The sequence below is a fragment of the Mesorhizobium sp. CNPSo 4689 genome (genome assembly GCF_057784325.1).
Window position 1 is genome coordinate 23,892 of the sequence record NZ_JBWLUZ010000012.1, and the last position, 14,399, is coordinate 38,290.

Here is a 14,399-nt window from a genome sequence, read left to right on the forward strand (position 1 = left end):
AGGGCATATACTTATCTTGAGTATAAGGAATGTCAACCGCGTGAGAGTGGCAATTTCGTCCCTGCGACAGTTCGCTCCGCCAGAACCGTCTGGCGAAAGCGGAAACGCTTCGCCGGGCGCCCCCCGGTGTCGGACATTGTCTCGCCTGTCTCCTCGACCAGATCCTGCTCTTCGATCAGACGCCGAAAGTTTGGCTTGTGAACGAGCCTGCCTGCCAGCGCCTCTACGGTTCGCTGAAGCTGCAGCAATGTGAACGTTGCTGGCATTAACTCGAAGACGACGGGGCGGTACTTGATCTTGGTTCGCAGCCTGGCGATTCCTGTTGCCAGAATACGGCGATGATCGGCGATCATCGGACGGCCAGGGATGGACGGCGGATTGCCGTTGTCCCGACCGCGTGTGGCCTCGGCCACCAGCGCGGCTTCGTAAAGCAGCTCGTACCTCTGCAGAACGAGTTCTTCATTCCAGTCGCGATCATCCAGACCGAAGGCGTATGCAACACGCTGCCGGCGGTCGCGGCGTATGCTTGGATCTTCCGCGTCGTCGGACCAGGCCGAAAGACGGGGCACGACGATGTCAGGCAGAATAGAAGGTACGCCGGCGCGGTGATCTTCCCACGGAAAATAGTCGTACCATCCGTGCCAACCATGTGTTTGCGAACGTTCTGCCTGCTCTTCCCGCGTCAGGCCAAGATAGCTGATCGAGATCTGCACGCGCTCGTCACCGGTCCGGTCGCGGTCGGCAAAGGTGTAGAGCTGTTCAATATAGCCCAGCTGATGACCGGTCTGCCGCTCCACCCACGCCCGCAGACCCGACTGCAAGGAGCGATGGCCGAGCTCAAAAGGACCGGACGGCAAAGCCTGAGCCTGCTCGATGGTGAGAACTCTCGGTTCGCCAGTGGTCACGGCAATCACAACGGCGATCAGGTCCGCATTGACGGCCTGGCTGCGGTCATTTCTTGCGGGCTGCTTCGTCGCCCGTGCTGTCTTGTCTTGCATAAGGATTTGATGAAATTCCGAGTATCAGCCGCCGTCGAAAGGAGCAATCTAGCGAAGGTGAACTGCTGGCTGCCGCCCGTCAACGTTCGCCCAGGTTCGACCAGGTCTCGGTCTTTGCCCGTACGCTGGGTGCATTTCTATACTAAATGCGACAACCAGGTGGCTGAGGCATCGAAGTTGCCTGCACGATGCTAAGGGGCCTTTTCACTCCTTACCAACCCGCAGCATATCGGCGTCGACATTCTGTTCGATCAGCCAGTTGCGAAAGAGTTCGGTTCCGCGCTTGGGCGCGCGTTGCACCGGCATGATGATGTGGATCGCCTGTCCCGAGCGATAGGACTCCGCCAGCGGGAAGACCAGGTCCGGCCCGGACATGGTCATGGACAAGATGCTTCCAGCCGAGCGCGATACCCTGGCCGAGCACCGCCGCCTCAATCGAGCCGAGCGCATCGGTGAAGACGAAATCCTGCTTCAGCCGCGCCGCCGGAACCGAGTGCCGCTCCAGCCATTCGCGCCAGCCGAGACGCAACCGGTGCCGTTCCTCGAAAATCAGGAGCGTATGCTGCAAAAGGTCGGCGGGCTCGCGGATCGGTCCATGTTCCTTCAAATAGTCCGGGCTGCACACCGGCAGCACTTCTTCCGTCACGAAGCGCCAGGCATGGATGCCTGGCCACTTGCCGTTGCCGAGGCGCGCAGACAGGTCGATGTCCTCTTCGAGCAGGTCCTGATGGTCGCGGCTGCTTTCCTCGATGCGAAGCGAAACGTCCGGGTGCTTCGCCTTGAAGTCCTTGAGGCGCGGCAGCAGCCAGAGCTGCACGAAGGCGGCGGAGAAAGAAACGCGAACCACGTCGTTCGAATGCTTCTTCTGCAGCGAGGAGATGACCATGTGCAGATGGTCGAACGCTTCCTGCGTTTCCTTGTAAAGCCGCTGCCCCTCTGCGGTCAGCTCCAGCCGTGTATGGTCGCGGCGGAAGAGCTTCAGCCCCGTCGCGTGCTCAAGCAGCCGGATCGTCTTGCTGACGGCGGGCTGGCTGACATTCAGTTCTTGTGCGGCAGCCGTGAAACTGCGGCGTCGGGCGGCTGCCTCGAAGCAGAAGAGATAATTCGCGGACGGGACCAGGGAGCGGAGCCTGTGCATAATTTCAAGTTATGCCGCTCGACAATTTTTATCAACATTACAGGTCGGTAAGGCGTTTGTAGGTTGCAAAACCAATTCGAGGGAGCCTCTCAATGCAAACTCATGCTCGCGCTGTCGTCATCGGCGGTGGTTGTGTCGGCGCCGCCATCCTCTACGGTCTTACGAAACGCGGTTGGACCGACGTCGCTCTTCTGGAACGCACACAGCTTACGGCCGGATCGACCTGGCATGCCGCCGGCCTCATTCCCTCCTACATGCGCAGCATCAATATCGGCCGCATGATCGCCAAGACGATAGAAATCTACGAAGGTCTCGAAGCGGAAACCGGTCAGCATGTGGGCTGGCACAAGTGCGGCCAGCTGCGCATCGCCAACACGCAAGACCGCCTGGATGAATACAAGAGCTACATGAGTGTCGCAGCGGTGCAGGGCATCCGCGCGGAACTGGTGACACCGCAGGAGGCGCGTGAGCTCTGGCCACTGCTCGAAAACAAGGAGATGCGGGCCGCACTCTACCATCCCGATGACGGGCACATCGCACCGGCGGACGTGACGCAGGCCATGGCTAGGGGCGCCCGCGACCGGGGCGCGAGGATCTACCTCAACACCGAAGTGCGCGGCTTCGAGCGCATCCCGGGCGGAGAATGGAAGATCCTCACCAATCAGGGCGAAATCACCTGCGAACACATCATTTCGGCGACCGGCAACTATGCACGCCAGACGGGCGCCATGTTCGGCCTGGAAATCCCGGCAATCCCTATCGTCCACCAGTACTGGATCACCAATGCGGTTCCCGAAGTGGTGGAGCGCAAGCGCCAGGGCCTGCCGGAAATGCCGATCCTGCGCGACGAAGGTTACGAAGGCTACCTGCGCGAAGAAGGCGACGGGCTGATGTTCGGACCCTACGAGAAGACGGAACGCCTGAAGCTCTTCGCCGAAAACGGCGTTCCTGAATCGTTCGGCGCGGACCTGCTCGAAGAGGATTTCGACGCGGTCGCCTGGAACTGGGAGCGTGCCTTGAACCTCGTGCCGGCGCTCGGTCGCGTCGGCATCAAGGCGAACGTTCGAGGCCCGTTCCAGATGACGGCCGACGAACTACCGCTGGTCGGTCCGGCCTGGGGGCTGGAGAATGTCTGGCTCGCGGAAGGCGTTGCGGGAGGCATCCTCTGGGGCGGTGCAATCGGCTACTATCTCTCGGAACGCATCGTCGAGGGTGCGAACAGCCTCGACACGTCCGAAATCGATCCGCGCCGCTTCGGTGACTACGCCAATAAGGAGTGGACGCGGCAGAAGGTGCGCGAATGCTGGGGTACGCACGCCGAACTGCACTATCCCTACCAGGACATGCCGGCAGCCCGTCCGCAGAAGACCGCACCCTCCTACGATATTCTGACCAAGCGCGGTGCGGTCTGGGGCGTGCTCAACGGCTGGGAAATGCCGAACTGGTTCGCGCCGGAAGGCGTGGAGGCGAAGGATCAGTATAGCTGGCGGTGGACCCAGAAAGGTCACTATGTCGGCGAGGAGGTGAGGGCCGTGCGCACCGCCGTCGGTCTCGTCGAAATGACACCAATGACGAAGTTCGAGGTCTCCGGTCCGGGCGCCGAAGCGTGGCTGGATGGTATCCTCGCAAACCGACTGCCGAAGATCGGCCGCGTCAATCTCAGCCATCACCTTACGAAGAACGGCGGCGTGCAAGCGGAATATACGATTTCACGCCTGCAGGACGGCACCTTCTACCTCATCTCCACGCCGCGCGCCGAACGCTGGAATTTCGACGATCTGTCGAAGCTGTTGCCCAAGGACGGCAGCGTGCAGCTCCGCAATGTCACGAACGAGCGCGGCTGCTTCACGATCGTTGGCCCGAAGGCACGCGAGGTTCTGCAAGGGCTGACCGAGATCGATCTGTCCAACGAGGCGTTTGCGTGGTTCGGCGTGAAGTCCGGCACGGTGGGGTTGGCCACGGATGTCCGTCTGCTGCGCATCAACTATGAAGGTGAGCTCGGCTGGGAACTCTACCATCCGCTGTGCTACCAGCGTCACCTTCTCAAGGCACTGCTGGCGGCCGGCGAACCCCACGGCCTGCGGCTCATCGGCTTGCATGCGCTGGAATCGCTGCGGCTCGAAAAATCCTATCGCGCCATGTACCGCGACATGAACCCGGAGTTGAGTGCCTGGGAAAGCAACCTCGATCGCTTCATCCGGCTGGACAAGGGCGATTTCATTGGCAAGGCGGCACTCGTGCGCCAGCAGCAGGAAGGTATGAGGCAGCGATCGGTGACGATCGCCATCGACACGGATGGCGCGAGCTCACTCATCCACGAAGGCGTCCATCACGAGGGCAAGCTTGTCGGCCGCATCACCTCCGGCAGCTATGCCTATACGCTCGGCCACGACGTCGCCTTTGCGCTGCTGCCGGTGGAACTCGGTAAGCTGGGCACGGAACTGGAGGTGCCGATCCTCGGCGAGATGCGCAAGGCGCGGGTGATCGCGGAATCGCCCTACGACCCCGAAGCTCTGCGCTGCCGCATGTGACGACGACGACTTGACGAGACAACGAAGAGTGCAGCCATGAAGATACGGGTCCCTGTGGAGGACCTCGGCATTGTCAGGCGCAGCGGTAGTGCCGACGTAGAAGCACTACCGCCGCAGCACGACGCTTGCCTCAGTCAGACATGACAGCCCATCTTTTTATCAATGAAACCTTCTCCGTCCACCAGGCATCGACGCCCTGCTCCATGGTCCCCCCATTTTTTAGGCTCGTGCTGATGCGTCTGACGTCATCGATCCCACAGGCTGATGATTGCAGCATGATCTGCGCCTGGCACTCGCATCCGGCGCCGCCTATCCCCTGGGGAAGTCAAACGCCACAAATTGACCTGGCAGATCCGGGGATTTGGCCGGCTGTGCACTGCATTTCGAAAATCAACATGGAGCTGAGGTCGCAGTGTCCTTGCAGCTCAAGGAGGGTCAATGTCGGACACACATATCGAGAGCCCAGTGGCGGTGATCACCGGCGCGGGTCGAGGCATGGGAGCCGCGATAGCCAAAGAGCTCAACAAGCGCGGATTCAGGCTGGCGCTCATGTCGCCGTCGGACACCGCGAAGACTCTCGCTCAAGGACGGCGCAGCGAAGCGACAATTCTACTATCGCGTCGCGGCCTACCACGGCATCACCGTGTCGACTGAATATGTTTGCGCCCGAATGACTCCTGTCTGTGGAGCAGCACTCGGTTCCGGCCGGTTTGCTTGGCAAGATAGAGTGCCGCATCCGCCTGACGCTGTAACTGCTCCGGTGAGATGGCCTCGTCAGCCGTCTGAACTGCAACTCCAATGCTGAGGGTGACGCGGCGCGACACGCGGGATGCCGGGTTAGGAAAAGCGGTGGCCTCAACGCTCTTACGAATTCGCTCAGCCACAGAGATGGCCTCTTCCTCGTCCACCCCGGGCAAGAGCACGAGGAATTCTTCGCCGCCGTAGCGGGCCACGTGATCGTGATCGCGCCTCACGTTTTCCTGGATAATGCTGGCGACCTCGACCAGACAGCGATCGCCCTCAGCATGGCCGAGATGATCGTTCAGCTTCTTGAAGTCGTCAATGTCGCACATCAGCATCGCGGCACCGTCGGGGCATTTTCTGCCACCGCCCCATAGGCGGTCGAGCGTTTCCGTCATCCAGCGCCGGTTGGCGATGCCGGTGAGCGGATCGGTACGCGCCAGAAGTTCCAGCCGATCGTTCGCTTCCGCCAGTTCGGCGACCCTGCGTCTGTCGCGAAGCTCAAATAGGAAAGTCTTCTGAGCGAGAATTGTCATGATGCGCCGCGCGGCGACCGTTGCGAAGATACCGCTGGCGAAAAACAGCGTCGCAGCCACGGCGCTCCCAAAATTCGATGCCCGGGTTCTGCAGTTGAAAAACGAGATAAAGACCGAGCGCCAATGCGGCAATAGTTACCGTCCAGGCCAGCGGGATGCCGAAGATGATGATGGCTGTAATGGCCACGAACAGCATGATGTTCAAGTGCCGTTCGTAGAACTCGCCACCAGCGCTTACGCCGACCAAAGCAATCGACAACAAGATGAGGAACATGCCTGCGATCAGCGAAGCCCCTTGGAGCCAGGGCGCCTGCGGTTTTCGCCAGACAAGGACGATGGCCATAACGACGGGCGGAATGATGGCGCCAGGCAAGAGCATCGACAGCGCGATTGCCCTTGGAAGCATCAACATGTTGAGCGCCAGGGTCAGCACATCCAAAAAAGCCACCCAGATCATCCAGGCGCGGATGATCTTCGCCGTTTGCGACCAGACACGCGCTCGAAACAGGCGTTTGATCTCGCCTTTGAGGCGGATATCGCGCGTGCGGCGCGCCAGAAGTCGGTCAACTTCTGCAGCTATGGCAGGATCATCCTGCACTTCGAGGTGCATCCGATCTGACACAATCGATGGGCCCTTAAGCTGCTTTCTCCTGAACATCCATCCGAGCCATCCGGTCGTCGGCGATGGGCAAGGATGCCAAGCTATCCTGAAGATTTGATTTCTAGCAGGAGCTGATTTGCATATTCAGTTGTAACTACACGGTAAGCAACCGCGGAGGGCTCCATCCTTGATCGCGACCTGCTAGCAGGGCTGCACCATGTCAACGAGACCGTGCCGCGGATCCGTCGTCCACCGCGACATAGGCAGCCATCGCGCTGCAAGTGCTTGAATATCGGACGGCCCCAAGTCACTCGCGCTTGCCGGAGGCTCTCGCTGGAAATGATGGCGGGCGTTACAGTGACAAGACGAACAGGATATAAAGCTATCTGGCAGCAGACTGGTTGAGGAACGCCCCACCGTCATGAAGCCGATGAATGAAGAGCATCTGGCGGTTCTACGCAGGCACATGGTCGAGGTGATTGCAATCCATGCCGACCTTGCAAGTGAAGAACTCGGCAAGGCAACGCTCGATGAGCGGGTGATGGCAGCGATGCGGCGGGTGCCGCGGCATCGCTTCGTGCCAGCCCCGCTGGCGCTTTATGCCTACCAGGACATGCCGCTGCCGATCGGCTTCGATAAGACCGTCTCGCAGCCCTTCATTGTCGCTCTGATGACCGATCTCCTTGCTCCTCAACCGCACGAGGCAGTGCTCGAGATCGGCACTGGCCTGGGCTACCAAACGGCAATCCTCGCGGAACTCGCCGGACAAGTTTGGAGCGTCGAGATCATCGAGGAATTCGCAAGCCATGCCGAAACTCTGCTGCGGGACATTGGCTTTTCCAATATCGCCATTCGTGTCGGAGACGGGTCTCGCGGCTGGTCCGAGCATGCCCCATTCGACAAGATCTTGCTTAGCGTGGCGGCTGAGCGGACGCCGCCGGCTTTGCTGGAGCAGCTCAAGCCAGCGGGACGTCTGGTTCTGCCTTTGGTGTCTGAAGGAGTACAGTTTCTGACTACCATCGACAAGGATGCGGCAGGGCAACTCGAGACTCGGAAACTCATCCCGGTTCGGTTCAGCCGGCTCGAAACCGTGTAATGAGGTACGCGCAACTGGCGCGACGGCGCTTTTCCGACCGTCAACCCAGATGCCAGCCTTACAAAGGAAGGACAGATATTTATCTGGAGTCGAACGGAAGGCCAGCCGCAGCCAAATGCTGTCCTAGAGTTGATTGCTCACCTCTATGAGGTTGCCGTCGGGGTCCTTGAAGTAGACCGAAAGGATTGCACCCAGCGCACCGGCCCGCTCGCCTGGCCCGTCCACAATCGTTATGCCATGACGCTCAAGATGTAGGATGACCGCATCCATCGGAGTATCGGTTAGTAAACAGAAGTTGCCGCTTCCCGGAACGGTGTCGCGTGCAATGGCTGGCGATGCGCGGGCATCCTGCAGGCTGATCTTGTTCATACCGAAGTACAGCGACCATTTGCCAGGACGTTCTTCCCGCGACTGCATGTTCCAGCACGCGCTCGTAGAATCGGCATGTGGTTGCAATATCGCTAACACAGAGCACAATATGATCGAGCGCGCGCATTTGCATGCCGTCAGTTTATCCCTCTCGCCGATTGAACGCGAGCTGGTGCGCATACACTGGTGTCGACCCTAGACCGGTGCATCGTTTCGCGGAAACGCAGAGCCGCTCTATCTATTTGTTTTGACGCAATTCCGGACGGAAAACCGGTTCACACTTTTCCTGGAGTTGCTCTAAGCGGAAGGTCGCTTGCTCCGGGTCAATTCACGGCCACCCGAAGCAGTCGTGGATTGCTGCCTAACTCACCGGCGGGTTAAGAATTGTCGGTGACAGCCGGGCCTTGTCTCGAGCCTGCATCACAAACCAGGATTTGGTCGTCGATGGTAGTTACCCCCCGGCGAGACGCGGCAGCAGGAAAATTTCAGCGCCTTGTGGCAATTCCTTCGACCAGGTGTCGCGATAGATCACCCCGTCGATGGAGACAGCGATACCGCGATCGATCCAGGGCTCGAGGCCGGGATATTGCTCAGCCAGTTTTCTGAACAGCTCCCTTATGTCCTTGGCCTCGACGTCGACCTTGTTCTTGCCTCCGGCGGCCGTGCCAAGCGACCCCCAAAGCGTCACTTCGACCATCAGCCTTCGGCCTCGAGCGCCGCCAGGATGCGCGGCGGTGACATCGGGATATGCGTCATCCGTACGCCCACGGCATTCGACACCGCATTGGCGATTGCTGCCAGCGGCGGCACAATCGACGTCTCGCCGACGCCACGCACCCCATAAGGATGGTTGGGATTGGGGATCTCGAGGATCTGCGTGTCGATCATCGGCAGGTCCGAGCAGACCGGGATGCGATAATCGAGGAAACCGGGGTTCTGCAGCCGCCCGTCCTTGCCGTAGATATACTCCTCGTTGAGCGCCCAGCCGATGCCTTGGGCGGCACCGCCCTGGTACTGCCCTTCGACATAGGTCGGGTGCACCGCCTTGCCGGCGTCCTGCACCACCGTGTAGCGGATCACCCTGGTCGAGCCCGTCTCGGGATCGACCTCGATATCGCAGATATGGGTGGCGAAGGAGACGCCGGCGCCGTCGGCGACGAGCTCGCTGTGGCCGGCGATCGGTCCGCCGGTCTTGCCCGACGCGAGCGCGATCTCCTTCAGTGACAGCTTGCCGAGATTGCCATGCTTCTCGCCCTTGGCGATCGCTTGGCCCTTTTCCCAGACCACGTCGTCGACGGAAATGTCCCACATCTGCGCGGCGCGTTCCCGCAGGATCTTGATCGCGTTGCGGGCGGCCGAGATGGTCGCCATGGAGGACGAGAAGGTGCCGCGACTGCCGTCCGTCATGTCGTTGTAGCCGAGGCTGGAGGTGTCGGCGACCACCGCCTTGACTTGGGAATAGTCGATGCCGAGCTCCTCCGCCGCCACGAGCGACAGCGACGCGCGGGAACCACCCACATCGACCGTGCCGACGGCCAGCGAGACCGAGCCGTCCATGCCGATGTTGAGGTCGGTGCAGGTCTGGCCGCCGAAGTTGAACCAGAAGCCGCAGGCCATGCCACGGCCCTGGTTCTTGCCGAGCGGCGCTTTCATGTGCGGATGGTTCTTCACCGCCTCGAGCGTCGGGCCGATGCCGATCGGGCCATAGACCGGGCCGTAGGAGGAGCGGGTGCCTTCCTGCGCGGCGTTTTTGATGCGGAAGTCGACCGGATCCATGTCGATCTCCTTGGCCAGCTCGTCGATCGCGCTTTCCACCGCGAAGGCCGCCATCGGTGCCGAGGGCGCGCGGTAGGCCGCGGTCTTCGGCCGGTTGACCAGCACTTCGTAGCCCACCGTCTTGACGTTATCGAGCCTGTAGCAGGCAAACGCCGTCATGGCGCCGATCTCGGCCCAGGAGCCGGCATACGGGCCGCATGAATAGCGCAGCGTCGCTTCGGCGGCGGTGATGGTGCCGTCCTTGCGGGCGCCGATCTTGACGTCGATCGAAGTCGCACTGGTCGGGCCCGAGGCGCGAAAGACCTCGTCGCGGGTCATCACCAGCTTGACCGGCCGGCCCGCCTTGCGCGATAGCGCCAGCGCCACCGGCTCGGCCCAGACATGGGTCTTGCCGCCGAAGCCGCCGCCGATCTCCGACGAGGTGACGCGCAGCTTCGAGGCCTCCATGCCAAGCAGCTGCGCGCAGTGCTGGCGATAGACGAAATGGCCTTGCGTGCACACCCAGAGATCAGCGGTGCCGTCGGAACTGACGCTCGCCACGCAGGCATGCGGCTCGATATAGCCCTGGTGCGTCTGCTCGGTCTTGAAGGAGCGCTCGACGATGAAATCGGCGTGGCCGAAACCCTGATGGACATCGCCGTGGCCAAACTGGCTGCGCTTGGTGACGTTGGACGGCTTTACCGGCTTTTCCTCGAGGCCCTCGGTAAAGATGGCGTCGTTGATGAGAGGCGCGGCGTGCTTCATCGCCTCGTCCACATCGGTGACATGCGGCAGTATCTCGTAGTCGACCTCGATCAGCTTCAGCGCTTGCCTCGCCGTGCGGGCGTCGACGGCCGCCACCGCTGCCACCGCGTGGCCGTCATAGAGCGCCTTGCCGCGCGCCATGCAATTGTCGAGGACGTCATACATGGCCGCATCGCCATCGGTGAGGTCCGGCAAATCGGCCGCGGTGATTACCGCCTTCACGCCGGGCAGCTTCTCCGCCTTCGAGGTGTCGATCTTCTTGATTCTCGCATGCGCGTGCGGGCTTCTGAGAACGCGCCCGACCAGCTGGCCGGCCATGTTGAAGTCGGCGCCGTAGCGGGCGCGGCCCGTCACCTTGTCGACGCCATCGGGACGGATCGGGCGCGTGCCGACGGATGTGAATTTACGCCCCGAAAAACGCGGATCGAAATTCATCTTAGGCTCCCTTCATCACGGTGGCCGCGTCCTGGACGGCGCGCACGATCTTGTCGTAGCCGGTGCAGCGGCACAGGTTCCCGGCGAGACCGAAGCGGATTTCCTCCTCGGTCGGGTCGGGGTTCTTGGCCAAAAGGTCCTTGGCCGCGATCAGGAAGCCCGGCGTGCAGATGCCGCATTGCAGCGCTGCGTGCTCGAGGAACTTCTGCTGCAGCGGATGCAACTGATCGCCATGCGCCATGCCCTCGATGGTCTCGACGCGCCGGCCCTCAGCCTCCGCGCCGAGCACCAGGCACGAGCACACCAGCCGGTCGTCGAGGATGATGCTGCAGGCGCCGCAGTCGCCGGTGCCGCAGCCTTCCTTGGCGCCCGTCAGCCCCAGGCGATCGCGCAGGACGTCGAGCAGCGTCTCGTCCGGCTGGCAAAGGTACTCGACGCTGTCGCCGTTGATTGTCGTTGAGACTGCAACTCCAGACATCATTTGCCTCCTGCACGCGCGTAGGCGGCCGCGGCGGCCCGCTTGGTCAGCACACCCGCAACCTTCCTTCTGAATTCGACGGTGCCGCGCTTGTCGTCGATGGGGCGGCAGGCCCCAGAGCAGATTTTGGCGAGCCTCTCGAGTGTCGCTTCGTCCAGCCTGGAGCCAATGAGGACCTCGGCTGCCTCGTCCACCAGAAGCACCGTCGGCGCGGCAGCGCCCACTGCCACGCGGGCCGTCTTGACGACACCTTGCTCATCGAGCGTCAGGTTCACGCCGGCGCTGACCACCGCGATATCCATCTCCGTGCGCGGAATGAACCGCAGATAGGCATCGCCCGAACGCGGCGGGCGCCTGTCGAGCAGGATCGCCTCGATGATCTCGCCCTTGGCGAGCGAGGTCTTGCCCGGCGCGGTCGGCACGGTCTCAACGGGAATGGTGCGCCTGCCCGCCGGCCCGGCAACCAATGCCTTGGCGCCGGCGGCCACCAGCGCCGGCACACTGTCGGCCGCAGGTGAGGCATTGCAGAGATTGCCGACGATGGTGCAGCGCCCCTGCACCTGCTTCGAGCCAATCAGCTTGGCCGCTTCGACGACGCCCGGCCATGCCTTCTCCAGCGCCGCGCTCTCTCCCACTACGGCGCAGGGGACCGCCGCACCGATGCTGAAACCGTCGGCCGTTTCTCTGATTTCGCTCAAGCCCTCGATCGCCTTGATGTCGACGATCAGGTCGGGTTCGACAAGACCGCCTTTCATCCTCACCAGGAGGTCGCTGCCCCCGGCGAGAATGGCGGCCGTGCCGTCTGAGGCGGCCAGCAGGCCAACGGCGTCGTCTATTGAATGAGGACGTATGTAACGCATCGTCTCCCCTTGATTATCGCAATTTCAGCGACCGTTATAAAGGGTCTCATCATAATCACCATCCAGTTCATCATGTGCGGATAGGCCAGGCGCAGTAAAATGCAGTCCCAAACAGCCCAGCACCACGGTGCCCACGCGACGGTTCTCAATGAGCGGGCAGCCGACTGAGAATATATGAGCTTAAGATGCCAGTGCTCGTGCAAACACCCGGCCTAGGATGGATATCTTATCGGTGCCGGTCGAGCAGGGGCCCTGAGGCCCGGCGATTAAATGGCGGGAAGGGGCTGGCCCGAAAGCCAAGCCACCACCAGGACACCCGACGTGCGTTGATCCATCCGACTTATGACGATTAGCCAATGTTGCTCGCGAACCGTGGTCTGCCTCAGTCAGGTCTCTTCTTTGGGTCGCCAGGCCATACGAGGACATACGAAGGAAATGGCTGGGCGAACCATCTGCTAACTGATTGATTTTGTTTAAAAGACCCACGTCCCTCAGGGCGCATTCTTGCCGCAGTAGCAGGCCGATCGTCTGAGCAATGCGTATGGCCTGGCCTCCTTCCTGAACCGACAATGTTGCAGATGTTCGATATCCGTGAAGGGAGCGATGACGAAGAGCTGGACGCGCGAGGCGTCGGCGAGCAGCCCGCTGGCGAAGGCACGCGCCTCCGCGAGAAACTTGTACCGATCCAGACTTAAGGCTTCTGTGTCATTGATCAGTTCCCCCTACTGACAGCGAGCGGGTGAGTGCGCAACGCCGCTGTCAACCGCCAAGGCCGTCGCGAATGGCCGAGAAATAGCGGTCGGTTCCGACCTGCCCGCCCTTCAGCGCGACCTCCAACCCGTCGATCGCCGCGATGCTGGAATGAGCAACGCAGAGCGGCGAGCCGGGGGAGGCGGGCAGCGGCATCCTGACCGTCAGCGCATCGACGCCCATCTGGCCGAGCGCATGGCTCGACGTGTCGCCGCCGGCGATGACCACTCGCTTCAATTTCTGTTCGATCGTCAGTTCGCGAAGCAGCGCGCCGAGGCCGCGGCCGAGCTTGTGGCGGGCGCCTTCCTGGCGGTCGATCTCGGCGCCTCGGTCGGCGGTAGGCCCAAGCGCGGTGTAGAAGATGACGCTGCGCCCGGCCTGCAGGCTGGCGCGGCCGCATGCCGCCGCACGCGCGATAGCATGTTCGGAACTCTCCGAGACCAGCTCGACCGGGTCGACCTCGATGCCGTCGAAGCCGTCGGTCAAAGCATGCCGGATTTGCCGTTCAGTCGTCGGCGAGCAACTGCCCGACACCACCGCGATCCGGTCGGCCACGCCCGGTGGCGAAAAGCGAGGCTCGGCGTGCACGGTCGCGGTCTCTGCCCATGCAGCGAGCAGCGCATATTCGATGCCCGAGGAGCCGACGACGAAGGTGCCGCCCGGCCTGCGCGTGCGCCATAGCTCCTTTCCGGCAAGCGTCTGGGTCTCCCGGCTGTCGACGTCGACGAGCACGATGGCCGCGCCATTCTCTACAAGGCGATCGAACGCTTGCGACCGCGACGCGGACTGCAGCGTCGCCAGATCGAGCAGTCCCGAGGCAAGCCCCGTCTGCCGCGACAGATGGATCAGAAGATCCGCTTCATCCATTGGTGTCATGGGGTGGCGGCTCATCACCGGATGGCGGTCGATGCGGAAATATCGGTCGCGATAGGCCGCGAACAGATGGCCGAAGGCGGTGTAGCGCTTGAGCTGCGGCGCACCGACCACCAGCGGCACGCTGTCCTGCCCGAACACCGAGCGGCCAATCTCGATCGCCCGGCCGATGCTGCCGATCTTCGAGCTGGAATCGAAGGTCGAGCAGACCTTATAGTGGCAGATTTCGGCCTTCAGCGTTTTCAGCCAGATGAAGGCGTCTCGCAAATGCGTGTCCATCCATTGCGGCGTCTCGCTGCGGCTGGTGCCCGCCAGCCCAACGGCGCGGCAATCCGCGAAGCGTGACAGCAACGCCTCGTCTGGGTGGCGCATGAACAGCACGGTCGCCACGCCGCCGAGCTCGAGCGCTTCCATCACATCGGTTGAGCCGGTGAGGTCGTCGCCATAATAGCTGAGGAGAAGGTCCTGCATGG

At 61.9% G+C, this 14,399-nt stretch carries 11 protein-coding genes and 3 pseudogenes; 3 read left to right on the forward strand and 11 right to left on the reverse strand.

Features of this window, described 5'->3' with window-relative positions; translation table 11 throughout:
* Positions 1–32: 32 nt before the first annotated feature.
* The 3 genes and pseudogenes from AC04SI_RS17610 to AC04SI_RS17620 all read right to left on the reverse strand — a co-directional run.
* Complete coding sequence (locus AC04SI_RS17610; RefSeq protein WP_488474571.1) at positions 33–998, reverse strand: NUDIX hydrolase; 966 nt, start codon at positions 996–998, stop codon at positions 33–35.
* A gap of 204 nt (positions 999–1,202) precedes the next feature.
* Entirely contained in the window at positions 1,203–1,379 is a 177-nt protein-coding gene (locus tag AC04SI_RS17615; RefSeq protein ID WP_488474592.1) for a hypothetical protein, read from the reverse strand.
* Positions 1,380–1,419: 40 nt separating this feature from the next.
* Positions 1,420–2,136, reverse strand: a pseudogene (locus tag AC04SI_RS17620) (LysR substrate-binding domain-containing protein); the annotation flags it as partial.
* Positions 2,137–2,228: 92 nt separating this feature from the next.
* On the opposite strand from AC04SI_RS17620, the gene AC04SI_RS17625 reads away from it, so the two are divergent.
* Both AC04SI_RS17625 and AC04SI_RS17630 read left to right on the forward strand, forming a co-directional pair.
* Positions 2,229–4,667 (forward strand): GcvT family protein, encoded by a 2,439-nt coding sequence (locus tag AC04SI_RS17625; RefSeq protein ID WP_488474572.1) that lies wholly within the window; start codon positions 2,229–2,231, stop codon positions 4,665–4,667.
* 438 nt (positions 4,668–5,105) lie between these two features.
* The gene (locus tag AC04SI_RS17630) at positions 5,106–5,321 is read left to right on the forward strand and encodes an SDR family NAD(P)-dependent oxidoreductase (RefSeq protein ID WP_488474573.1); all 216 of its coding nucleotides are present in this window, start codon (positions 5,106–5,108) and stop codon (positions 5,319–5,321) included.
* Here AC04SI_RS17630 and AC04SI_RS17635 read toward each other — a convergent pair.
* Positions 5,306–6,554: pseudogene (locus AC04SI_RS17635) on the reverse strand (GGDEF domain-containing protein). The gene AC04SI_RS17630 and the pseudogene AC04SI_RS17635 overlap by 16 nt on opposite strands.
* Before the next feature lie 412 nt (positions 6,555–6,966).
* Between AC04SI_RS17635 and AC04SI_RS17640 the strand changes: the two are divergent.
* The gene (locus tag AC04SI_RS17640) at positions 6,967–7,641 is read left to right on the forward strand and encodes a protein-L-isoaspartate(D-aspartate) O-methyltransferase (protein ID WP_488474574.1); all 675 of its coding nucleotides are present in this window, start codon (positions 6,967–6,969) and stop codon (positions 7,639–7,641) included.
* A 123-nt stretch (positions 7,642–7,764) separates the two neighbouring features.
* Here the strand turns inward: AC04SI_RS17640 and AC04SI_RS17645 are convergent, their stop codons facing one another.
* The 7 genes and pseudogenes from AC04SI_RS17645 to AC04SI_RS17675 form a co-directional block, all read right to left on the reverse strand.
* Complete coding sequence (locus tag AC04SI_RS17645) at positions 7,765–8,058, reverse strand: VOC family protein (RefSeq protein WP_488474575.1); 294 nt, start codon at positions 8,056–8,058, stop codon at positions 7,765–7,767.
* A 19-nt stretch (positions 8,059–8,077) separates the two neighbouring features.
* Positions 8,078–8,143, reverse strand: a pseudogene (locus AC04SI_RS17650) (hypothetical protein); the annotation flags it as partial.
* Positions 8,144–8,461: 318 nt separating this feature from the next.
* Complete coding sequence (locus AC04SI_RS17655; RefSeq protein ID WP_404281139.1) at positions 8,462–8,707, reverse strand: MoaD/ThiS family protein; 246 nt, start codon at positions 8,705–8,707, stop codon at positions 8,462–8,464.
* A complete protein-coding gene (locus tag AC04SI_RS17660; RefSeq protein WP_404281140.1) occupies positions 8,707–10,965 on the reverse strand; it encodes a xanthine dehydrogenase family protein molybdopterin-binding subunit in 2,259 nt (752 codons plus the stop codon). Before AC04SI_RS17660 ends, AC04SI_RS17655 begins: the two co-directional genes overlap by 1 nt.
* Position 10,966: 1 nt before the next feature.
* Positions 10,967–11,443, reverse strand: coding sequence for a (2Fe-2S)-binding protein (locus AC04SI_RS17665; RefSeq protein ID WP_404281141.1), 477 nt, complete (start codon positions 11,441–11,443; stop codon positions 10,967–10,969).
* Positions 11,443–12,303 carry an FAD binding domain-containing protein gene (locus AC04SI_RS17670; RefSeq protein ID WP_488474576.1) on the reverse strand — a complete coding sequence of 287 codons (861 nt, stop codon included), beginning with the start codon at positions 12,301–12,303 and terminating at the stop codon, positions 11,443–11,445. The genes AC04SI_RS17665 and AC04SI_RS17670 overlap by 1 nt, the downstream gene beginning before the upstream one ends.
* Positions 12,304–13,062: 759 nt before the next feature.
* Positions 13,063–14,397, reverse strand: coding sequence for a four-carbon acid sugar kinase family protein (locus AC04SI_RS17675; protein ID WP_404281144.1), 1,335 nt, complete (start codon positions 14,395–14,397; stop codon positions 13,063–13,065).
* Positions 14,398–14,399 lie beyond the last annotated feature (2 nt).

Bases quoted from the DNA above. Each gene is read 5' to 3' on its own strand.
- AC04SI_RS17610 (WP_488474571.1), bottom strand. From the start codon at position 998: ATGCAAGACAAGACAGCACGGGCGACGAAGCAGCCCGCAAGAAATGAC.
- AC04SI_RS17615 (WP_488474592.1), bottom strand. From the start codon at position 1,379: ATGACCATGTCCGGGCCGGACCTGGTCTTCCCGCTGGCGGAGTCCTAT.
- AC04SI_RS17625 (WP_488474572.1), top strand. From the start codon at position 2,229: ATGCAAACTCATGCTCGCGCTGTCGTCATCGGCGGTGGTTGTGTCGGC.
- AC04SI_RS17630 (WP_488474573.1), top strand. From the start codon at position 5,106: ATGTCGGACACACATATCGAGAGCCCAGTGGCGGTGATCACCGGCGCG.
- AC04SI_RS17640 (WP_488474574.1), top strand. From the start codon at position 6,967: ATGAAGCCGATGAATGAAGAGCATCTGGCGGTTCTACGCAGGCACATG.
- AC04SI_RS17645 (WP_488474575.1), bottom strand. From the start codon at position 8,058: ATGCAGTCGCGGGAAGAACGTCCTGGCAAATGGTCGCTGTACTTCGGT.
- AC04SI_RS17655 (WP_404281139.1), bottom strand. From the start codon at position 8,707: ATGGTCGAAGTGACGCTTTGGGGGTCGCTTGGCACGGCCGCCGGAGGC.
- AC04SI_RS17660 (WP_404281140.1), bottom strand. From the start codon at position 10,965: ATGAATTTCGATCCGCGTTTTTCGGGGCGTAAATTCACATCCGTCGGC.
- AC04SI_RS17665 (WP_404281141.1), bottom strand. From the start codon at position 11,443: ATGTCTGGAGTTGCAGTCTCAACGACAATCAACGGCGACAGCGTCGAG.
- AC04SI_RS17670 (WP_488474576.1), bottom strand. From the start codon at position 12,303: ATGCGTTACATACGTCCTCATTCAATAGACGACGCCGTTGGCCTGCTG.
- AC04SI_RS17675 (WP_404281144.1), bottom strand. From the start codon at position 14,397: ATGCAGGACCTTCTCCTCAGCTATTATGGCGACGACCTCACCGGCTCA.